This is a genomic window from Afipia sp. GW822-FHT03D08 (assembly GCF_058801645.1).
In genome coordinates this window covers 821,638-843,048 of sequence record NZ_JBXANK010000001.1, presented here as the reverse complement: position 1 = coordinate 843,048, position 21,411 = coordinate 821,638, and the positions used below count along the sequence as shown (strand labels likewise).

Sequence of the window (21,411 nt, the reverse complement as noted above, 5' to 3'; positions counted from 1 at the left end):
GCGTCTATCTGATAGACGACGCCAGTTGTGCCGCGACCTTGCGATGCCCCTCGGCCGTCATGTGAATATGATCAGGCTGAAGCATGCTGGGCTGGCGCGTAATGCCATGGATGATTGGAAGCACGTTAATGACGCGAATTCCGCGTTCGGTCAGTAGCTTCTTCATTTCTCTTTTATTCGCCAGCGCGTCTTCCTGGCTGACGCCGCGTTTCGTGTCGTTCTGCGTGCCTTGCGCCATCAGGACGATCTTCGTCCCGGGTGGCAACGCGCTCAGTCCGGAGAGTGCCTGGCCAGTGGTTTGACCGTTAAGTGCAGCGTTTGTGATTTGGGTGCTTGAGCCCTTTGCTGCCAGCATGCTCTGTAACTGAGCGGGCCATGCTTCCGACGCGCTAACGCCTTTACCTTGACTGTTGCTTGCTCCGATCACGACCACTTGCGCTTGGGCAAAGCTCATCGTCAAAAAGGCTGAACTGGCGAACACCAAGGCGAACATCCACGTTTCCCTGAATCTCATTTTGCTTTCCCCTGGCGCTTGATGAACTTTGATACACCGGACAATTCAATATCGCGCAATCGCAATGCGTTACTGATAATTCATCGCCGTCCGGCAGGGATAGTCTTTACTCTTGCTCACGCGAGACAATAACGATTTTGTGAACAGATCATAATGGCTTGGTGCAACCGGCGTGGTCAGTCTTTAATGACGATACGTTCTTGTACGACAGTAGGTTCTTTCAAGCGGCCCCGGATTAATCATCTGCATGGCAAGACGAGCATTCATATTCGCGGCATTTATTACACTCGCGGTGGCGCTAGGGACTTTCTCGGGGAGAGCGGAACGGGCTCCGTTCGTGGCGCCTCCGCGCTCGATCACCGACATCACCGCTATTCTGGATGCTGAAAAACCCGATCCTCAACTCATCGCAAAATTGACGGGCGCGGCAGATGCAATGCCGCCGAAAGACACCGATCGCCTGACGCTTGCGAAATTCTACTACGAGCGCGGCAACGCGCGAAAGCAACTCGGTCGCATGCGAGAGGCGCTTGATGACGGACAAAAGGCCGTCGAAGCGGCGCGGGGCGTTGCTGACAGCAATCAGCTTGGCCGGATGATGCAGTTTCTCGCCATTCAATATAAACGGGTCGGTGAACCCACGCAGGCGCTTGTGACGTTTGAGCAAATGATCCGCGACGTCGATCGGCCGGGATCTTGGGGGTTTCTATTCAATATCTATCGGCAAATCGGCAGCATATTGCTGCCGATGGGCGGCATTGCAAAAGCGGATGAGTATCTGCGCCGCAGTCAGCTTTTGCTGGACGAGGCGCGTAGCAGTACGAAGCCGGAGGTGCGCCGCGCTTTGGCGGCGAGGGAAGCAACCTGGGACTCGGATATCGAAGGTTTGCGTGCCATGATTTTCGAGGCGCGCGGTCAATTCGACGAAGCCCGGCAGTCCTATGAGCGCGCAGAAGAGCGCAAACGTGCTTCGCTCAAGGATGTTCTTGCCGGCGCGAATCCACCTCCTGCAGACCAGATCGTACAAAGCGCGGATGTCTATTTGACATCGCAAGCCCGCATGAAGGTACGGCTCGGCCGGCTTGCTGAAGCTGAATCAGACGCGCGGAGAGCGCTTTTGTCGCGCCTCCAGTACGGCGGCAAGTACAATCCTGACACATCGCTCTACCTCACGACGCTGTCCAACATCCTGATCGAGGAAGGGCGTTTTGCCGATTCCGAAAAGCTTACGCGCACGGCCATTGAGATCAACCGCGTATTGGGGCTTCCCGAAAATGCTCCGGCAACTGCCCAGCTCCTTTCCCAGCTCGGCTCCATATTGAGTCTGGAGCGCCAGCCGAAAGATGCTGCCGAGATCTACGCCCGTCTTGATAAGGCAATCGCGGCCTGGGAGCCGGAGCAGCGCTCGCAGATCGAGCTGAACAGCTCCCGCATCGCGTCCCTGTTTGCATCCGGACAGACAGAAGCAGGACTCGCGGCGGCGAACGCGCTGCTAAAGCAGGAAATTCGCCGTGTCGGCGAAAAGCATTTCGACACCGCCGTGGCGCGCGGGACGCTCGCGCTGGGATTGGTGCAGTCCGGACGAGAGGCGGGCGCTCTTCGTGAATTCCGCGCGGCCGTGCCAATTCTGATTTCCGGATCGCGCGAGTCTGCGGATGATGAAGATCCGACAATTGCAGCCGCGCGCAACATCCGGCTTCAGACGATCATCGAGGCCTATATAGGTTTGTTGTCGCGAGTTCAGCGCGGCAGTCAGGACGCCGCGATCGAGACGTTCGTACTGGCGGATTCCATTCGCAGCCACGCGGTGCAGGCTGCGCTGGTGGCGTCCAGCACTCGCATGGTCGCGCAGGATGCATCGCTGGGCGAACTGGTCAGAGGTGAACAGGATCTTGCCAAGCAAATCAGCGCCCAGCTCGGTGTGCTGAATAGCTTGCTGTCTCTGCCATCGCGCGAGCGCGATGAAAAGAGTGTCGCGGCGATCAATGCCTCCATCGTGAAACTTCGTAGCGAGCGCGAGAAAGCCCGCGCCGATATCAACAAGCGATTCCCTTCTTATGCCGATCTCATCGATCCACCGTCGCCTTCGGTCGATCAGATCAAGGCGGTGTTGCGTCCTGGTGAGGCGATGCTGTCGTTCTATTTCGGTCAGGACAGCAGCTTCGTCTGGGCCGTGCCGAAGGAGGGGCCGGTTTCCTTTGCCGAAGTCAAGGCGACGTCCAGTGCGTTGGAGGGTAAGGTCCGCAAGCTGCGCGAGGCGCTAGAGCCCAAGGCGGCGATGATCTCCGATATTCCGACGTTCGATCTCGCGCTCGGATACGAACTTTATTCCATACTCCTGAAGCCGGTCGAGGGCGGCTGGAAGCCCGCGAAGAATCTCGTGGTGGTGACCAACGGTGCGCTCGGCCTGCTGCCGTTGTCATTGCTGCCGACAGCCGCTGCCGAAGTGAAGACGGACGACGATCCGCTGTTCGCCAGCTATCGCAATGTACCTTGGCTGGCGCGGACCCATGCGGTCACGCTTGTTCCGTCGGCAGCCGCGCTGCAGACCTTGCGCAAGCTGCCGCCGGGCAAGGCTTCACGGCAGGATCTGGTGGCGTTCGGCGATCCTTACTTCAGCCAGGAGCAGGCTGACGAGGCGGCCAAAACCGATAAACCCGTGCAGGTCGCCGATGCATCGACAGCGACGCGCGGCGTGCCGCTGAAGCGGCGCAACAGCCCGCAGCTTGAAGGTGTCGACAGCGCGCAACTCGGCCAGTTGCCGCGTCTGCCCGACACATCCGATGAGCTGACCTCCATCGCGCTGGCGCTGCAAGCCGATCCCGCCAAGGTCCTCAACCTCGGCAAGGACGCGAACGAGAAGAAGGTGAAGTCGATGGACCTCTCCGGGTTCAAGATTGTCGCCTTCGCCACCCACGGGCTGGTGCCCGGCGAACTGGACGGCCTGACGCAGCCGGCGCTGGCGCTGTCTGCGCCCGCTGTGTCAGATTCTGACGGTGACGGGCTGCTGACGATGGAGGAAATTCTTTCATTGAAACTGGATGCCGATTGGGTCGTGCTGTCCGCCTGCAACACGGCGGCCGGAGCAGGGGCGGGCGCAGAAGCGGCGTCCGGTCTTGGCCGGGCATTCTTCTATGCGGGAACCCGCGCGCTCCTGGTGACCAACTGGTCGGTGCATTCTCAGTCCGCGCGCGAACTCGTCACCGATCTGTTCAGGCGGCAGGCGGCCGATCCGAAGCTGACGCGCGGCGAGGCGTTGCGGCAGGCGATGATGGCGCTGGCTGACGGACCGGGTTACCTTGGCGCGGACGGCAAGACGGAGTTTGCCTATGCTCATCCGCTGTTCTGGGCGCCGTACTCGATCATCGGAGACGGCGGCGGACGTTAAGGAAGGACAGGCAAAGTGTCTTTCGAAGGAAGGCGCCGTGCTGTAGACTTGCGGCATTGCGGTTGAGGAGATTTAAGATGCGACGCTCGTTGTTGCAGGTTGCGGTCCTCGCTAGCGGTTTTGCCTGGGCGGCTGCGATGCCGGCGAGCGCCGGCACGGTCCTTATTTCCGCCGATGAGGCCAAGCTTCCTCCGCCCGCAGGCGCGGTCGCTGTTGCCACCCGCGGCATCACACGTGGACCCAAGATTGCCTATGTCGCGACTGCCGATCCGGCGAAATCGCCGATGCGCCTGCAGCTGAAGTTCGAGTCCTTCGGTGGCTCCAAGATCGATACCGATTCACTCAAGGTGACTTATATCAAGAATCCGGCGATTGATCTGACGCCGCGGCTGAAGCCATTCGTGAAGCCGGACGGGATCGACATGCCCGATGCTGAATTGCCGGCCGGCGATCACCTCATTCGCGTGGATGTGAAGGATTCGGAAGGCCGCACCGCGAGCACCAGCTTCACCCTCAAAGTCGCTCCCTGAGCCGCATGCCGGCGCATTGCCCTTTTTGCGCACAGCCCACCGCAGCCGAGGCGCTGGTGTGCAGCTCGTGTTCGCGTGACATCACGATTCCGGAATCGCTGATCGCTGAGCGCGACGACCTGCTGCGCAAGCGCGCGCTGGCCAGCGAAGAGCTTGTGCAGGCGAAGGCGGAGCTCGAGGCGCTCCGGCTCCGCCAGCGCCTCACACTGCGGCGGAACTGACATGTCCGGGCCCAAACCTCACGCAACGGCATTCTGATGGAATGCCCTTTCTGCGCCGAGAAGGTGAAAGACGAAGCGCTGGTCTGCAAGCACTGCTCGCGCGATCTGCGGGTGGTCCGTCCGGTGCTTCGCGAGATCGAAGGCATCGTGGCGGATATCGAGACGATCAGGCGCGAATTCGATAACGTCAGCGCGCGGCTCTACCGGCGGCGTCATCCTGTCAGATCGTTCGCGGTTCACAGCATCGGCTACATTCTGGTCCCGGCGATCCTGCTGGTCGCGGCGCATGTCATCGTGACCATCTTGCTGAATGTATCGCCGCTGTATCTGCGCATCGCCTCGGTGATCATTCCGTTGCCGTTCGGCTTTGCCATCTACGCGATCCAGAAGATCGGATATCGCGGTGCCGCGCTCGTCGGCATCCTCACGGCGCTGCTCAGCGTGTTCTGCATGCTGACCGTGACGGGCCTGAACGATCATGTTCCCATTCTGCCGAGGGGGTGGGTGGAATGGCGCGAGGTGCTCGAATACTCGGCGAGCATCGCGCTGGCGTTCCTCACCGGAAACATCCTGGGAATTCTGATACTTCAACTTCTGGCCAGCTCGCTCTCCCAGGTCGACCGGCCGAATATCGCGGCCTACCGTATCGCGCGTCTCCTGGGGCCGTATGTCGGGGAGGATCAGCTCCGGCGCCGGGCGCGGATTATTCAGGAATTGATGCGCACGGCAGGTCCGCTGCTTGGCATCTTGTCCACAGCGGCCGGGTCGATATATGCGGGCCTCAAAGGTATCCTGGGTACATAACTGCCCATTGGCGGCCGCCGGCGGAGTTCCATCGGGCAAAAGCCCGTGTCATTCCCGCAACGCTGCAATGAATTCGACAGGCCAAGCTCCTGAAAACGCGCAAAATTGCGCCAAGATCACGGAGTTGAGTAGTTGGGCGGTTAGCGAATTCTTGATAGTCGGGTGTCACCATGGTTGGCTAGGCACCGTAGGATCAGGATTCGATTGAGCCGTGATTCGTGCGGTAACTGAGGTGACGGGTCTTTTTTGGTACGGTTTTTGCTCCTATCTACACATCATCACGGTGTGTGCCGGGATGGGGCGAGCCCCTAAAACAAGATCGAGCGGCGGACGGAGATAGGAATGAGCAAGGTCGGTACGAGCGATTCAAAGAACACTCTCTATTGCTCGTTCTGCGGGAAGAGCCAGCATGAAGTCCGCAAACTCATTGCGGGCCCGACGGTATTCATCTGCGATGAATGCGTCGAACTGTGCATGGACATCATCCGCGAGGAGAACAAGTCGTCGCTGGTGAAGTCGCGCGACGGCATTCCGACGCCAAAGGAAATCTGCAAGGTTCTGGACGACTACGTGATCGGTCAGCAGCACGCCAAGAAGGTGCTCTCGGTCGCGGTTCACAACCACTACAAGCGTCTGAACCATCAGACCAAGCACAACGATGTTGAGCTGGCGAAGTCGAACATCCTGCTGATCGGCCCCACCGGCTCGGGCAAGACGCTGCTTGCGCAGACGCTCGCCCGCATCCTCGATGTGCCGTTCACGATGGCCGACGCCACGACCCTCACTGAGGCCGGTTACGTCGGTGAGGACGTCGAGAACATCATCCTGAAGCTGCTCCAGGCTGCCGATTACAATGTCGAGCGGGCGCAGCGCGGCATCGTCTACATCGACGAAATCGACAAGATTTCGCGTAAGTCCGACAACCCGTCGATCACCCGCGACGTGTCGGGTGAGGGCGTGCAGCAGGCTCTGCTGAAGATCATGGAAGGCACCGTGGCTTCCGTGCCGCCGCAGGGTGGCCGCAAGCATCCGCAGCAGGAGTTCCTGCAGGTGGACACGACCAACATCCTCTTCATTTGCGGTGGCGCTTTCTCGGGCCTTGAGAAGATCATCTCCTCGCGCGGCCGGACCACCTCGATCGGCTTCGCCGCTCAGGTTCTGGCGCCGGAAGACCGCCGCACCGGTGAAATCTTCCGCGAGGTCGAGCCGGAGGATCTGCTGAAGTACGGCCTGATCCCGGAATTCGTCGGACGTCTGCCGGTGGTGGCGACGCTCGAGGATCTGGATGAGGCTTCGCTCAAGAAGATCCTGACCGATCCGAAGAACGCGCTGGTGAAGCAGTACCAGCGGCTGTTCGAGATGGAGAACATCGAACTGACCTTCGCCGACGAGGCGCTTGGCGCGGTGGCCCGCAAGGCCATCGAGCGCAAGACCGGCGCGCGCGGGTTGCGGTCGATCCTCGAAAGCATTCTGCTCGAGACCATGTTCGATCTTCCGGGCCTCGAAGGTGTGGAAGAAGTCGTTATCTCGCGCGAAGTGGTCGAGGCGACGGCGCGTCCGCTGTACATTTACGCAGATCGTTCCGATCTCAAGGCGGAAAGCAGCGCAAGCGCCTAACGGGCCGACGGAACCATTCAGGTTTTCAACAGAAACCGGCTGCCGACCCCTCGGCAGCCGGTTTCTTGTCTTCTGCGACATTAGAACAATCCAAGAAAAACCCAAGACTGGCGGGGGTTTCCGCTCTCTTGACACCCCCATATGCGATAGCCACCTAATGATGTGCTGCCGCAACGTCAGTCGACCGAGTCGCAGCAAAAGCTACCCGGGCAGGGAGAGGCCGCACCACGGCCACTGGCTCAAAAGAGCTCTTTCTTTATCCGGCACACAAGGCACCTTGTGGCGGTCGCGTTCAGCGGACTGCGTGCAAGGGGGCGCAACAAAAGGAATATGGGCATGACAACTGCCTCAAAGCCTCGTCCAGTCATCGTTCACGGCGAAAGCCACTCTTATCCGGTGCTGCCGCTTCGCGACATCGTCGTCTTCCCGCACATGATCGTGCCGCTGTTCGTCGGCCGCGAGAAGTCGATCAAGGCGCTCGAAGAGGTGATGAAGAACGATGCGCTGATCTTCCTCGCGACGCAGAAGAACGCGTCCGATGATGATCCGGCTCCGGACTCCATTTACGAGATCGGCACGCTCGCCAGCGTGCTGCAGCTCCTGAAGCTTCCCGACGGTACCGTGAAGGTGCTGGTGGAAGGTCTTGAGCGCGGTAAGGCCGGCAAGTACGCCGACCGTACCGATTTCTATGAAGCCAGCGTCACCGCGCTTGCCGATCTCGATGCGAAGAGCGTCGAGGCGGAAGCCTTGTCGCGTTCGGTCGTCTCCGACTTCGAGAGCTATGTGAAGCTGAACAAGAAGATTTCCGCCGAAGTGGTGGGCGTCGTTCAGCAGATCACGGATTTCGCGAAGCTCGCGGACACCGTGGCGTCGCACCTCGCCGTCAAAATCTCCGACCGCCAGACCATCCTGGAAACGTTGTCCGTCTCCCAGCGCCTTGAGAAGGTGATGGGCCTGATGGAGAGCGAGATCTCGGTGCTGCAGGTCGAGAAGAAGATCCGCTCGCGCGTCAAGCGCCAGATGGAGAAGACCCAGCGCGAGTACTACCTCAACGAGCAGATGAAGGCGATCCAGAAGGAGCTCGGCGACGACGAAGGCCGCGACGAACTTGCTGATCTCGAAGAGAAGATCAACAAGACCAAGCTCTCGAAGGAAGCCCGCGAGAAGGCGGCGCATGAACTGAAGAAGCTGCGGCAGATGTCTCCGATGTCCGCCGAGGCGACGGTCGTGCGCAACTATCTCGACTGGCTGCTGTCGATTCCATGGGGCAAGAAGTCCAAGGTCAAGAAGGACCTCGTTGCCGCGCAGGAAGTGCTCGACTCGGATCACTACGGGCTTGAGAAGGTCAAGGACCGCATCGTCGAGTATCTCGCCGTGCAGTCCCGCGCCAACAAGCTGACCGGACCGATCCTGTGCCTCGTCGGCCCTCCGGGCGTCGGCAAGACCTCGCTTGGCAAGTCGATCGCGAAGGCGACCGGACGTGAGTTCGTGCGCGTGTCGCTGGGCGGCGTGCGGGATGAAGCGGAAATCCGCGGACACCGCCGCACCTACATCGGCTCGATGCCCGGCAAGATCATCCAGTCGATGCGCAAGGCGAAGACCTCGAACCCGCTGTTCCTGCTGGACGAGATCGACAAGATGGGCGCCGACTTCCGCGGCGATCCGTCGTCGGCTTTGCTTGAGGTCCTCGACCCCGAGCAGAACGGCACGTTCAACGATCACTACCTCGAGGTGGATTACGACCTCTCCAACGTGATGTTCATCACGACCGCGAATACGCTCAATATTCCCGGACCTCTGATGGACCGCATGGAGATCATCCGCATCGCCGGCTACACCGAGAACGAGAAGGTCGAGATCGCCCGCAAGCATCTCATCCCGAACGCGATCGCCAAGCACGGTCTGAACTCGAAGGAATGGTCGATCGACGACGAAGCGCTGTTGTTCCTGATCCGCCGCTACACCCGCGAAGCGGGCGTGCGTAACCTCGAGCGTGAGATTTCGACACTGGCCCGCAAGGGTGTGAAGGAACTCATGATCTCGAAGAAGAAGTCGGTGAAGGTGACCGCGGCCGTGGTCGAGGAGTTCCTCGGTGTGCCGAAGTATCGCTACGGCGAGATCGACAGCGAGGACCAGGTCGGTGTTGTGACTGGTCTGGCGTGGACCGAGGTGGGCGGCGAGCTGCTGACCATCGAAAGCGTCATGATGCCCGGCAAGGGCCGCATGACGGTGACGGGCAACCTGCGCGACGTGATGAAGGAGTCGATTTCGGCTGCTGCGTCCTACGTCCGCTCGCGAGCGATCAACTACGGCATCGAGCCGCCGCTGTTCGACCGCCGCGACATCCACGTGCACGTGCCGGAAGGTGCGACGCCGAAGGATGGTCCGTCTGCCGGTGTCGCGATGACGACGTCCATCGTCTCGGTGCTGACCGGCATTCCGATCCGGCACGATGTCGCCATGACCGGCGAGATCACGCTGCGGGGCCGGGTGCTGCCGATCGGCGGTCTGAAGGAGAAGCTGCTTGCGGCCGCGCGTGGCGGCATCAAGACGGTCTTCATTCCTGAGGACAACGCCAAGGACCTCACGGAGATTTCCGACGCCATCAAGGGCGGCATGGAAATCATCCCGGTCGCGCGGATGGACGAAGTGCTGGCCAAGGCGCTGGTGCGGGTTCCGACCCCGATCGTCTGGGAAGAGGACGTCAAGGCGCTGGCAACGCCTGAGGCCGATGAGACCACAGGCGGCCTGACCACTGCGCACTGAGCGATACGCGGAATTGATGATAAAACGGCGCCTTCGGGCGCCGTTTTTTATGTCCGATGCCCTCAAATGACGGCGATGCCGGGTTGCGCCGAAGGTGTCCGCCCGGCTAAAACACGCGGGCATCGTCGCTCGTTCGGCGAACATTGAGGGCGGCTAGCTCAGCTGGTTAGAGCATCTCGTTTACACCGAGAGGGTCGGCGGTTCGAATCCGTCGCCGCCTACCATATTTTGTTTTTCCAACACCCGTTCCCACGCAAGTTATTCGCGGCTTTCCCGAATGAAGCAGCCACTTTTTATAGCGGCAGGCCCAGCTATGGCGGCAAGCACGGCGGAGGAACGAAATGCCGGGCTGGACGGCCTTCGCGGTTATGCTGCGATCGTTGTCGTCGTCTTTCACTCGGTTCTTGGGCTGGACGCGACACAGATCGAGAGAATCCTGCGCGGCCACTGGTCGAATTTTGATCCCTACGAAGGATTAACAAAAATCTTTCTGAAGATTTTCGACGGCGAGGTAGCCGTCATGCTGTTCTTCGTCTTGAGCGGTGCGGTTCTGTTTCGGAGCCTGATGCGCGAGGAGGACGGGATCGGCGGTGTTGCCGTGAAGTTTTACGTTCGCCGCGTCTTCCGGATTTATCCGGCGCTGTTTGTCTGCCTTGTCGCCTGCTCGCTGGCTTTCGCGGCCGGCGGGCGCGGGATCACACTCGACGATTTTATCAGCAACGCGCTGCTTTATGATTTCAAGGTGAATGGCGCGACCTGGACGCTGAACGCCGAGATGATTGCGCCGTTGTTTCTGCTCCTGTCCTATCTGGGATATCGGGCAGGCAAAGAATGGGGACTGGCGTTTGTCGCTTTCGGCCTGATGTATCTGCTCGAATTACCTCAGCTTGACGGTTATCTCACGTATTTCAGGGGCTCCTGGTATTGTTTCGCGCTGGGGGCTCTCATTCCGACAAGAGCTGGCAGGGCGGTCGCGTCAGCGCTCCCGACATGGTCATGGATCGGCGCAATCGCCTGCGCGATCGTTCTTCGCTGGCCGCTGCGGGAGGCTTCGATCGCCGTGCTTGTTGCGCTGGTTTACTATCGCCGCACACCTGCGATCGAGGCGTTTCTGTCCGGCAGCATCTCGCAATTCCTCGGCAGGATCAGCTTCAGCTTCTACCTTTTCAACGTGCTGTTCCTGGAGTTGATTTGCGACCGGGTGCGTCAATATCCATGGGCGGCGGCGCATCCTCTGGAGGCGGGTATCGGTGTCGCTGCCGTCGTCATCGCGTGCACCATTCCCGTGGCCTGGATCTCTTGGACCTGTATCGAAATGCCCTTTAATCGCCTTGGACACCGTTTGACTGGCCGGTCGCGCATCACGTCCGCCGCTCAGCCGGCAGTGCCATGATGGATCGCGTCACGAAGCGGAGTCATGGCGCCGCCATCTTGACGGCCTAGACATTCTTTCAAGCGGACTATTCCTCGTTTCTTTCCACTGCGGAGTTTCAGATGAAGTACTTCCTTTGCCGCTTCGTTCCTCCGGGGCCGGACTTCCTCAAGACCATGACCCCCGAGCAAAAGGTGCTGATGAAATCGCACGGCGAGTTCTTGCAGGCCTTGCTGGAGCAGGGCGGCGTTCTCGCGCACGGGCCGGTGGCCGATCCGGCGGGCGGCTGGGGCATGTCGTTGTTCGAAATGGCCGACGACGAGAGTGCCGACGATGTCCGCGCCATCGTTGCGGAGGACCCGATGGTCAAGGCCAACATCGGCGCACGCTATGAGGTGCTGCCGATGCTTCAGTTGCGGATGCGGGGCTAGGGCACTTCGAATCAACGGATGTATGGTTCTGTCCCACCTCTCCCGTGGGGAGAGGTCGACGCGCGAAGTGCGGCGGGTGAGGGCGTAGAATCTCTCGATAGACCTAGAGCCCCTCACCCCAACCCTCTCCCCACTGGGGAGAGGGAGCACATCTGATGTCGAACTATGCTTGCGCTAGCGCCTCGTCAGCGTGAACTGCGATTGCGTCAGCCGGCACGGCTTGCCGTCCGCGCAATCGGCAAGCGCGATCAGCTTCGCGCTGCGGACGAGACGCTCCTTTGTGTCCTCGGAGCGGTGCGGCGTCAGCACGCTCATCGCGGTGCGCAGCGAATCCGCGATCTCGTCGTTCGCCTTGGCGTCGGTTCTGTCGGTGAGGACAGCGATATCGATGATGTCGTGGTTGCGTGCATCGATGTCGACAAAGACCAGGCCGATCGGCAGCGGTGCGAGCGCCACATTGTCAAACCTGCAGGTCCATGCGTTCTGACATTGCGACAGCAGGCGGCGGCCTTGCGGCTTCCACAGGCATTCCGGTTTCGCATTCGCGCGCACGAGGCAGACCGCGATGTCAGGTGCGGCGTTGAGATTGAGCTTTGAATTGCCAAGCCGCGGCACGCCGTCCCATGGGCTGCCGTTGGCCTTGGTAGCATCGGCCGTGACCGTCATGTCGAAGCGCGGCTCCTGCGCCTGTGCGCTGAGCGGCACAAGGAGAGCGAACGCGAGCAGCGCGGCGAGGCGGTTCACAATCCGGATCATGCCTTTTCCTCCCAAATCGCGGCGAGATGTACGATGGTCCGCACCGCCGCTTCCATGTCCTGAACGCTGACCCATTCGAGGCGTGAGTGGAAGGCATGTTCGCCGGCGAAGACGTTGGGACAGGGCAGTCCCATGAAGGACAGCCGCGAGCCATCGGTGCCGCCGCGAATGCTGCTGAGGACCGGCTGAAGCCCCGCGCGATCGATCGCTTCCAGTGCGTACTCGACCACTTGCGGATGGCGGTCGAGAACTTCCTTCATGTTGCGGTACTGTTCCTTGACCTCAAAGGTATAGGACGAGTGCGGGAAGTCCTTCATGACGCCGCGCACGATGTCCTCCAGCAGCGCCTCCTTTTCTTTCAGGCCCTGCACGGTGAAGTCACGCACGATCAGCGACAGCGCGGCGCTGTCGAGGCCGCCCTGAAGCCCGACCGGATGCAGGAAGCCTTCACGGCCCTCGGTGGTTTCCGGGGCAAGGTCCTTCGGCAGCCGGTCGACGATGCGGGAGGCGATCTTGAGCGCGTGCTCCATCTTCCCCTTGGCGAAGCCCGGATGGATGCTGACGCCCTGGATGGCGATGGTGACACCATCCGCCGAGAACGTCTCGTCCTCGAGGTGGCCCGCGCTTTCGCCGTCAATGGTGTAACCAAAGGCGGCGCCGAGCTTCTTCAGATCGACCTTGTCCGCTCCGCGGCCTATTTCCTCGTCCGGCGTGAAAAGAATTTTGATCGCGCCGTGTTTTATCTGTGGATTGGCGATCAGGACCTGAACCGCATCCATGATTTCGGCGACGCCGGCCTTGTTGTCGGCCCCGAGCAGCGTGGTGCCGTCGGTGGTGACGATGTCGCTGCCGATCTGGTCTTTGAGCGCCGGATTGTCCGCCGCGCGAATAACCTGCGACGGATCGGCGGGCAGAACGATGTCGCCGCCCTGGTAGTTGCGCACGATCTGCGGCTTCACATCCTTGCCGGTGCAGTCCGGCGAGGTATCCATGTGCGAGCAGAAGCAGATCACAGGTACGCTCTTGCCGGTGTTGGCGGGCAGCGTCGCATAGACGTAGCCATGCTCGTCCATGTGCGCGTCGGTGAGGCCGAGATCGCGCAACTCCTGCGCGAGCAGGCGGCCGAGGTCTTTCTGCTTCTCGGTGGACGGGCAGGTGGGTGACGACGCGTCCGATTGGGTGTCGATGCGCACGTAGCGCAGGAAGCGGTCGAGAACGGTGTGGGAGAAATTGATCGCCAAAATTTGCTCCGTCATCCTGAGGTGCGAGCCGCGTTTGCTGCGAGCCTCGAAGGATGCGCGGCATGGGCGCCGCGCCGTCGCCCTTCGAGGCCTTCGCTCCGCTACGGCACCTCAGGGTGACGGCGAGCGATACGCAATGCTGTTGTGTTTACTTAACCCACAGATGTAAAAGCGCCACCCAAAAGAAAACGCCATCCCGGCGGAGCCGGAATGGCGTCAGGGCCTTTAAAGTCTGGATGCCGGTCTTAGACGGCTTCCTTCAATTCCTTGGCAGCGCGGAAGGCAACCTTCTTGCTCGCCTTGATGTGGATCGCTTCGCCGGTTGCCGGGTTGCGGCCCATGCGGGCGGCGCGCTTGCGGACCTGGAGGATGCCGAGGCCGACGATGCGGATACGCTCGCCCTTCTTGAGGTGCTTGGTGATCTTGGTGACAAGGTCGCCGAGGATGGTTTCAGCGGTCTTCTTCGACAACTCGTGCTCTTCGGCGAGAGCGGCGGCAAGGTGCTTCAAAGTGACGGTCGCTGGGGTAGCTGCTTTCTTTGCCATATTTGGCCCTCCTCGTGGATACTAGGCTTCACAAAACTAACGGTACATCAGGGCTTATTTGATTCGGGAGCGTCCTGACTACGAGTTTTGCCCGTAAATAGCGCCTTATTTAAATCGGCGGTGGAAAAGAGCCTGACACACAAGGGGAAATGCAACAACACCCTCGCAAATGTGGCCTCGGAACGGGCGTGGCGTGTCGGCCCGATCCCGGACGGACGGCGTAGTCCGGCGTGACCGTGCGAAGTAGGAACTGATTGTTTTTATGAGATAATTTGGCGCGAGAGACGGGGCTCGAACCCGCGACCTCCGGCGTGACAGGCCGGCGCTCTAACCAACTGAGCTACTCCCGCAAGGCCGCATCAGCGGACCGCAGGGTCCCGGACTTAAAGGTGCCGCCCTGCCAAGTCAAGCACTGCAGACTTTTTACACGATCAGTCTGTGACCGCGCTGAGTACGGAGCGAAATTGCGCCGCAAACCTCGCGCCGTGCTTCTGTTCGAAGCTGTCGTGGGCGTTCCGCCAGAGCGGATAAGCCTTGTCGAGGAGGGAGCGGCCTTTTCGCGTGAGCAGGATGTCGCGGCTGCGACGGTCTTCCTTTGAAACCCTGACGTCGACGAGGCCATCGCGTTCGAGGGGGCGGAGGTTCTTTCCCATCGTGGTGCGATTCATCACCATCAGCTCGGCCAGTCGGTTCACCGACAGGCCGCCTTCCTTGTTCAGCGCCATCAGGAGCATGAACTGCGTCACCCGCACGCCTGAGGGCGCAAGCGCGGCGTCGTAGATCTGTGTCATGCGGCGCGCCGCCTTGCGCACGGCGAAGCAGTTGCACGTGTCCAGTTCCGGTTGCGCCATGACCTGTCCGCTTCCTGTTTCAAGAGTTCCGGCCGTCGCGGCCGGGGATCAAAAAATAGGTGAACATTCTCCTGTTTTTGTCAAGCCATTGCCAAAGATCGGCTTGGATAATAAGAGCATATGCTCCTAATATCTGGAGGAGATGAAAATGAGCGATTTGATGCTGGTGACGGGCGCGACGGGGTCGACAGGGAAGGCCGCCGTTCGCGAATTGAGACAAGCGGGCGCCAGGGTACGGGCGTTCGTTCACAGGGATGACGCGCGGGCCGATGCGTTGCGGGACCTCGGTGCAGAGGTGATGGTCGGCGATCTGCTGGACCTCGCTGCCGTGCGGGCCGCAACCAGGGGCGTGACGGCAGCTTATTTTGTCTATCCGATCCGGAGTGGACTGGTCGATGCGACGGCGTATTTCGCGCAGGCGGCTTCAGAAGCGGGTGTGAAGTTCATCGTGAACATGTCGCAGATTTCGGCGCGTTCGGATGCCAAGAGCAACGCGGCTCGCCAGCACTGGGTCTGTGAACGAATGCTGGATCGGTCCGGCATTCCGGTCGTGCATCTGCGCCCGACCTTCTTCGCCCAGTGGCTTCTGTATTTCGGCCGCGGCAGCAGGATAGCTTCGACGGGCCAGATCGTGCTGCCGTTCGGGGAGGGGCGTCACGCGCCGATCGCGGGAGAAGATCAGGGGCGGTTGATCGCTGCGATTTTGAGGGACCCGGCACCTCACGCCGGAAAGACCTATCCTCTCTACGGTTCCACCGAAATGAACCACCATGAGATCGCTGCACAGGTCAGCACGGTGCTCGGCAAGAAGATCAGCTACACCGCGCAGTCTATTCCGGACTTCAAGGCGCAGCTTGAAAGCCTGAATGCGCCGCAGCACCTGGTTCAACACCTGTGCGAGGTGGCGCAGGACTATCAGGACGGCATCTTCGCCGGCACCAACGATATCATCGAGCGTGTCACAGGCCGTCCGCCTCTGACGGTTCCTGAGTTCGTCGAACTCCATCGGGCGGAATTTTCCGCCTGACTTCGGCCGGTCCCGGACGGCGCGTGCCGCACGGGGCCGGACCGACCGCTCATACGGCCGCGCCACGGGCATCCCCACCCAGCACGATTGTCATTTCAGCCGGGACGTTATCTCCTGTATTGCTGCCCGGCGACGCAGGATCGACCGCGCTCAAAACCATGTGGGGAAACATTTAATGCCGACCACCAGCACCGGGACCAACAGGAAGTACAGACTGGCCGTAATTCCCGGCGACGGCATCGGCAAGGAAGTCGTCCCCGAGGGGCTGCGGGTGCTGGAAGCGGCAGCCAAGAAGTTCAACTTTGAACTGACCCTCGACAGCTTCGACTTTGCCTCCTGCGACTACTACCAGAAGCACGGCAAGATGATGCCGGACGACTGGAAGGCCCAGATCGGCAGCCACGATGCGATCTTCTTCGGCGCGGTCGGCATGCCGTCGATCCTGCCGGACCACATTTCGCTGTGGGGATCGCTGATCCAGTTTCGCCGGGAGTTCGACCAGTATGTGAACCTTCGGCCTGTTCGCCTGATGCCCGGCGTGAAGTCGCCGCTGGCCGGCAGAAAGCCCGGCGATATCGACTTTTTCGTCGTACGCGAGAACACCGAGGGCGAGTATTCGTCCATCGGCGGCCGCATGTTTCCGGGGACCGACCGCGAGGTGGTGATCCAGGAAAGCGTCATGTCACGCACAGGCGTCGACCGGATTCTGAGGTTCGCCTTTGAGCTTGCGCAAAGCCGCCCGAAAAAGCACCTGACGTCCGCGACGAAATCAAACGGCATCTCGATCACCATGCCGTACTGGGACGAGCGGGTGGAGGAGATGGCCAAGGCCTATCCGGGCGTGAAGTGGGACAAGTATCATATTGATATTCTGGCCGCGAACTTCGTCCTGCATCCCGACTGGTTCGATGTCGTGGTCGGCTCCAACCTGTTTGGGGACATCCTGTCGGACCTCGGTCCGGCCTGTACCGGCACCATCGGGATCGCCCCGTCCGGCAGTCTCAATCCGGAACGCAAGTTTCCCTCGCTGTTCGAGCCGGTTCACGGGTCAGCGCCGGATATCGCCGGGAAGGGGATTGCCAATCCGGTCGGGCAGATATGGTCGGCGGCAATGATGCTGGATCACCTCGGCGAGCCGGAAGCGGGCAAGGCGATTGTGACGGCGATCGAGACCGTTCTGGCAGACGAGAAGCTGCGGACGCGGGACCTCGGCGGACAGGCCGACACGGTTGCATGCGGCAAGGAAATCGCGCGCATCCTGTCATAAACGGCGCCCGGGATCAGGGACTACGCCGAAGGTCGCATATCCCGTTGTTCCCTGCGTCGTTTCCCCGTCTCGCTTTGCTGCCAATAAGCCCCGCGCATGGGTCAATCGATGGAGCTTATTGGTGGCGGGAGGTGCCGGCGCAGGCGGGTTTCCGATCGGCAATAACAGCGGATCAGGCCTCAAAACAGCTTGTCTTGCCCTCCCTGTTGCGCTGCGCTATCCCTTTCGAACCATTCCAATGTTTCGCGAATCTGCGGGACAAAATCGGGCAGCATGAGGTCGCCGATGGGCGGAATTCTGCAGAATTACCTGCCACTTGTGGTGTTTATCGGGGTCGCGACCGTGATCGGTCTTGCGCTTCTGATCGCACCGTTCATCGTCGCCTATCAGCAGCCGGATCCGGAAAAGCTTTCTGCCTATGAATGCGGCTTCAATGCATTCGACGATGCGCGCATGAAATTCGATGTGCGGTTCTATCTGGTTGCCATCCTTTTCATCATCTTCGATCTGGAAGTCGCCTTCCTGTTTCCGTGGGCGGTGGCGTTCGGAAAGCTCGGCCTCGCCGGGTTCTGGTCGATGATGGTGTTCCTCGCCGTGCTGACTGTCGGCTTTGCGTATGAGTGGAAGAAGGGAGCCCTGGAATGGGATTGAGCCCGAACCCGGCGCCTTCGATCATGCAGCCCGCTGTCTCTCAGGCCGCGACCGGGATTATCGATCCGCGCACCGGCCAGCCGGTCGGCGCGGACGACAAGTATTTCCTCGAGATCAACAGCGAACTGTCCGACAAGGGCTTCTTCGTTGCCGCGACCGACGACCTGATCACCTGGGCGCGGACCGGCTCGCTGATGTGGATGACCTTCGGCCTCGCATGCTGCGCGGTCGAGATGATGCAGGTGTCGATGCCGCGCTACGACGTCGAGCGCTTCGGCTTCGCGCCGCGCGCGTCGCCGCGCCAGTCCGACGTGATGATCGTCGCGGGCACGCTGACCAACAAGATGGCGCCTGCGCTCCGCAAGGTCTACGACCAGATGCCGGAGCCGCGTTACGTCATCTCGATGGGCTCGTGCGCCAACGGCGGCGGCTATTATCACTATTCCTATTCGGTGGTGCGCGGCTGCGATCGCATCGTGCCCGTCGACATTTATGTTCCGGGCTGTCCGCCGACGGCGGAGGCGCTGCTTTACGGCGTGCTGCTGTTGCAGAAGAAGATCCGGCGCACCGGAACGATTGAACGGTAATCGCACATGGATGATGCGAAACTAGACGCTCTTGGCCAGACGATCGTGGCCGCGCTTCCAGGCGCGGCGCTCGGGCATTCGGTTGCGTTCAACCAGCTCTCGATCTCGGTCGATCTTGCGAAGATCGTGGACATCGTTCGTGTGCTGAAGACCGATCCGCGCTTCCGCTTCGTCAACTTCACCGACGCGACAGCCGTGGACTATCCGGGCCGCGAGAACCGTTTCGATGTGATCTATCACCTCATGTCGCCGGTCCTGAACGCGCGCGTCCGCCTGCACGGCGAAGCCAACGAGACGACGCAGGTGCCGTCGATCATCTCGGTGTTTCCGGGCGCTGACTGGTTCGAGCGCGAGACTTACGATCTGTATGGTGTGATCTTCGTCGGCCATCCGGACATGCGCCGCCTGCTGACCGACTACGGCTTCGACGGCCATCCGCTGCGCAAGGATTTCCCGCTGACCGGCTTTGTCGAGGTCCGGTACGACGACGCGGAAAAGCGCGTGGTGTACGAGCCGGTGCGGCTCAATCAGGAATTCCGCAAGTTCGATTTCCTCTCGCCGTGGGAAGGCGCAGACTACACGCTGCCGGGTGATGAGAAGGCTGCTGCGCCCGCACCGGCGCCGGCACCAAAGGCAGGTGGCTGATGAGCGAGGTTCTCAACGCCGAACAGACCGGCATGCGCAACTTCACGATCAACTTCGGACCGCAGCATCCTGCGGCGCACGGCGTGCTACGCCTTGTGCTCGAGCTTGACGGCGAAGTGGTCGAGCGCGTCGATCCGCATATCGGCCTGCTTCATCGCGGCACCGAAAAGCTGATCGAACAGAAGACCTATCTGCAGGCGATCCCTTATTTCGACCGGCTCGATTACGTCGCGCCGATGAATCAGGAGCATGCGTTCTGTCTCGCGGCGGAAAAGCTGCTCGGCATCACCGTGCCGCGCCGCGGCCAGTTGATCCGCGTGCTTTATTGCGAAATCGGCCGCATCCTGTCGCATCTGCTGAATGTGACCACGCAGGCGATGGACGTCGGCGCGCTGACGCCGCCGCTCTGGGGCTTCGAAGAGCGCGAAAAGCTGATGGTGTTCTATGAGCGCGCCTCCGGCTCGCGCATGCACGCGGCGTTCTTCCGCGTCGGCGGTGTGCATCAGGATCTGCCGCCGAAGCTGATCGACGACATCGAGGCCTGGTGCGATCCGTTCCTCAAGGTCGTGGACGATCTCGAAACGCTTCTCACCGACAACCGCATCTTCAAGCAGCGCAACGTCGATATCGGCGTGGTGACGCTCGATCAGGCGTGGGAGTGGGGCTTCTCCGGCGTGATGGTGCGCGGCTCGGGCGCGGCGTGGGATCTGCGCAAGTCGCAGCCTTACGAATGCTACGCCGAGATGGACTTCGATATTCCGATCGGCAAGAACGGCGACTGCTACGACCGCTACTGCATCCGCATGGAAGAGATGCGCCAGTCGGTGCGCATCATGAAGCAGTGCATCGAGAAGCTGCGCGCGCCTGAAGGGCAGGGGCCGGTCGTTGTCGAGGACAACAAGATCGCTCCCCCGCGCCGTGGCGAGATGAAGCGCTCGATGGAGGCGCTGATCCATCACTTCAAGCTCTACACCGAAGGCGTTCACGTGCCCGCCGGCGAAGTCTATGCCGCGGTCGAAGCGCCGAAAGGCGAGTTCGGCGTGTTCCTGGTCGCCGACGGCACCAACAAGCCGTACAAGTGCAAGATCCGCGCGCCGGGCTTCGCTCACCTTCAGGCGATGGACTTCATCTGCAAGGGCCATCTGCTCGCCGACGTGTCGGCCATCCTCGGTTCGCTCGATATCGTGTTCGGTGAGGTGGATCGCTGATGACCCAGCCGCCGATCCAGTTCGACCGCACGACCGGTGACATGCGCGGGGCAACGCCCTGGGAGCGCACCATCGGCTTCGCGCTGCTCGCTGGATCCAAGGTCGGGGCGTACATCTCGCATCGCGGTTACAACAGCGCAGCCAATCTCCTGAAGACGCTGTTTCTGTCCGAGCGCGACATCAACGTCATGCTCAACCCGGACGCTGCATTCTCATTCCCTTACGGCGACGGTTACTGGAGCAAGCTCCTCAACCGCACGTTCAAGTACGAAGACGAACTTGAGTTGTTTCTGCTCGACTCCAAGGATGTGAATTACACGCTGATCGATTGCGGCGCGAACTACGGCTACTGGTCTGTGATGGTGTCCAGCCAGCGTTTCGGCTCGCGTCCGTCTATTGCGATGGAGCCGTCATCGCGGAATTTCCCGCGTCTCGCTCACAATGCGAAGATCAACGGCGGCCGGTTCGAAGCGATTAATGCCGCCATCGGCTCCGCGCGTGGCACGGCGCGCCTGTCGGGCAACCGCCACGAGGCGTTCAGCATCGCAGGCGGTGCGGATGCGGGCGGCGAAGAGGTGCAGGTGCTTGCACTCGATAACCTGATCGAGGACGGCAAGATCCCGGCACAGGGCAAGTACATCATCAAGCTGGACGTCGAAGGCGTCGAGATCGACGCCATGAAGGGCGGCAAACGGCTTCTGGAGACGGATACGGTCGTGGTCTGCGAGGAGCACGGCAACGATCCGACCCACAGCGTGTCGCGCTACATCCTCGAACAGACGCCGATGAAGGCAATCATCCACGATCCGGCAACGGATCGTTTCGAAGCGCTGACCCAGCTCTCCACGCTCGACCGCATCAAGGTCGCCTCGCACGTCGGCTACAACGTGTTCGCGACCTCGAGCGTGTTCTGGGAACAGCGTATCTACAGCATGAATTCAGGTAACGCGCGCCGCGCCATGACGCAGTGAAACTTAACGCAGTAAGACT

At 60.9% G+C, this 21,411-nt stretch carries 20 protein-coding genes and 2 tRNA genes; 16 read left to right on the top strand and 6 right to left on the bottom strand.

Annotated features, from left to right (window positions below):
* Nucleotides 1–4 precede the first annotated feature (4 nt).
* A complete protein-coding gene (locus AC1RM7_RS04005) occupies nt 5–493 on the bottom strand; it encodes a GDSL-type esterase/lipase family protein (protein WP_024921805.1) in 489 nt (162 codons plus the stop codon).
* A gap of 268 nt (nt 494–761) precedes the next feature.
* Between AC1RM7_RS04005 and AC1RM7_RS04000 the strand changes: the two genes are divergently transcribed.
* The 9 genes from AC1RM7_RS04000 (at nt 762) to AC1RM7_RS03960 (ending at nt 11,643) form a co-directional block, all read left to right on the top strand.
* On the top strand, nt 762–3,902 hold the full coding sequence (locus AC1RM7_RS04000; RefSeq protein WP_034460183.1) for a CHAT domain-containing tetratricopeptide repeat protein: 3,141 nt from the start codon (nt 762–764) through the stop codon (nt 3,900–3,902).
* Nucleotides 3,903–3,979: 77 nt separating this feature from the next.
* Nucleotides 3,980–4,432, top strand: coding sequence for a hypothetical protein (locus tag AC1RM7_RS03995; protein ID WP_024921807.1), 453 nt, complete (start codon nt 3,980–3,982; stop codon nt 4,430–4,432).
* A gap of 56 nt (nt 4,433–4,488) precedes the next feature.
* A complete protein-coding gene (locus AC1RM7_RS03990) occupies nt 4,489–4,653 on the top strand; it encodes a hypothetical protein (protein WP_245258739.1) in 165 nt (54 codons plus the stop codon).
* A 36-nt stretch (nt 4,654–4,689) separates the two neighbouring features.
* Entirely contained in the window at nt 4,690–5,457 is a 768-nt protein-coding gene (locus AC1RM7_RS03985; RefSeq protein ID WP_024921809.1) for a hypothetical protein, read from the top strand.
* A 342-nt stretch (nt 5,458–5,799) separates the two neighbouring features.
* Complete coding sequence (gene clpX / locus AC1RM7_RS03980) at nt 5,800–7,074, top strand: ATP-dependent Clp protease ATP-binding subunit ClpX (RefSeq protein WP_006020779.1); 1,275 nt, start codon at nt 5,800–5,802, stop codon at nt 7,072–7,074.
* 336 nt (nt 7,075–7,410) lie between these two features.
* Entirely contained in the window at nt 7,411–9,840 is a 2,430-nt protein-coding gene (lon, locus tag AC1RM7_RS03975; protein ID WP_006020778.1) for an endopeptidase La, read from the top strand.
* A gap of 147 nt (nt 9,841–9,987) precedes the next feature.
* Nucleotides 9,988–10,064, top strand: a tRNA-Val gene (locus AC1RM7_RS03970).
* A gap of 89 nt (nt 10,065–10,153) precedes the next feature.
* On the top strand, nt 10,154–11,233 hold the full coding sequence (locus AC1RM7_RS03965; RefSeq protein ID WP_024921810.1) for an acyltransferase family protein: 1,080 nt from the start codon (nt 10,154–10,156) through the stop codon (nt 11,231–11,233).
* Nucleotides 11,234–11,334: 101 nt separating this feature from the next.
* Nucleotides 11,335–11,643, top strand: a complete 309-nt coding sequence (locus AC1RM7_RS03960) for a YciI family protein (RefSeq protein ID WP_006020776.1) — start codon at nt 11,335–11,337, stop codon at nt 11,641–11,643.
* Nucleotides 11,644–11,817: 174 nt separating this feature from the next.
* On the opposite strand, the gene AC1RM7_RS03955 is transcribed toward AC1RM7_RS03960, so the two are convergent.
* The 5 genes from AC1RM7_RS03955 to AC1RM7_RS03935 all read right to left on the bottom strand — a co-directional run bounded on the left by AC1RM7_RS03955 (nt 11,818) and on the right by AC1RM7_RS03935 (nt 15,036).
* Complete coding sequence (locus AC1RM7_RS03955; protein WP_024921811.1) at nt 11,818–12,399, bottom strand: hypothetical protein; 582 nt, start codon at nt 12,397–12,399, stop codon at nt 11,818–11,820.
* On the bottom strand, nt 12,396–13,655 hold the full coding sequence (pepT, locus tag AC1RM7_RS03950; RefSeq protein WP_192824448.1) for a peptidase T: 1,260 nt from the start codon (nt 13,653–13,655) through the stop codon (nt 12,396–12,398). Before pepT ends, AC1RM7_RS03955 begins: the two co-directional genes overlap by 4 nt.
* A gap of 230 nt (nt 13,656–13,885) precedes the next feature.
* A complete protein-coding gene (locus AC1RM7_RS03945) occupies nt 13,886–14,185 on the bottom strand; it encodes an HU family DNA-binding protein (RefSeq protein ID WP_006020773.1) in 300 nt (99 codons plus the stop codon).
* A gap of 273 nt (nt 14,186–14,458) precedes the next feature.
* Nucleotides 14,459–14,535 (bottom strand) — tRNA-Asp (locus AC1RM7_RS03940).
* An 81-nt stretch (nt 14,536–14,616) separates the two neighbouring features.
* Nucleotides 14,617–15,036, bottom strand: coding sequence for a MarR family winged helix-turn-helix transcriptional regulator (locus AC1RM7_RS03935; RefSeq protein ID WP_024921813.1), 420 nt, complete (start codon nt 15,034–15,036; stop codon nt 14,617–14,619).
* Nucleotides 15,037–15,184: 148 nt separating this feature from the next.
* Here AC1RM7_RS03935 and AC1RM7_RS03930 point away from each other — a divergent pair, with 148 nt between their 5' ends.
* The 7 genes from AC1RM7_RS03930 to AC1RM7_RS03900 all read left to right on the top strand — a co-directional run bounded on the left by AC1RM7_RS03930 (nt 15,185) and on the right by AC1RM7_RS03900 (nt 21,392).
* On the top strand, nt 15,185–16,063 hold the full coding sequence (locus AC1RM7_RS03930; protein ID WP_024921814.1) for an NmrA family NAD(P)-binding protein: 879 nt from the start codon (nt 15,185–15,187) through the stop codon (nt 16,061–16,063).
* A gap of 175 nt (nt 16,064–16,238) precedes the next feature.
* Nucleotides 16,239–17,330 (top strand): tartrate dehydrogenase, encoded by a 1,092-nt coding sequence (locus AC1RM7_RS03925; RefSeq protein ID WP_024921815.1) that lies wholly within the window; start codon nt 16,239–16,241, stop codon nt 17,328–17,330.
* 285 nt (nt 17,331–17,615) lie between these two features.
* Nucleotides 17,616–17,981, top strand: a complete 366-nt coding sequence (locus AC1RM7_RS03920) for an NADH-quinone oxidoreductase subunit A (protein WP_024575287.1) — start codon at nt 17,616–17,618, stop codon at nt 17,979–17,981.
* Nucleotides 17,972–18,568, top strand: a complete 597-nt coding sequence (locus AC1RM7_RS03915) for a NuoB/complex I 20 kDa subunit family protein (protein WP_024921816.1) — start codon at nt 17,972–17,974, stop codon at nt 18,566–18,568. The genes AC1RM7_RS03920 and AC1RM7_RS03915 overlap by 10 nt, the downstream gene beginning before the upstream one ends.
* 6 nt (nt 18,569–18,574) lie before the next feature.
* The gene (locus AC1RM7_RS03910; protein ID WP_006020767.1) at nt 18,575–19,213 is read left to right on the top strand and encodes an NADH-quinone oxidoreductase subunit C; all 639 of its coding nucleotides are present in this window, start codon (nt 18,575–18,577) and stop codon (nt 19,211–19,213) included.
* Nucleotides 19,213–20,421: an NADH-quinone oxidoreductase subunit D gene (locus AC1RM7_RS03905; RefSeq protein WP_006020766.1), complete on the top strand. Its 1,209-nt coding sequence runs from the start codon at nt 19,213–19,215 to the stop codon at nt 20,419–20,421. Before AC1RM7_RS03910 ends, AC1RM7_RS03905 begins: the two co-directional genes overlap by 1 nt.
* On the top strand, nt 20,421–21,392 hold the full coding sequence (locus tag AC1RM7_RS03900) for an FkbM family methyltransferase (protein ID WP_024921817.1): 972 nt from the start codon (nt 20,421–20,423) through the stop codon (nt 21,390–21,392). The genes AC1RM7_RS03905 and AC1RM7_RS03900 overlap by 1 nt, the downstream gene beginning before the upstream one ends.
* Nucleotides 21,393–21,411 lie beyond the last annotated feature (19 nt).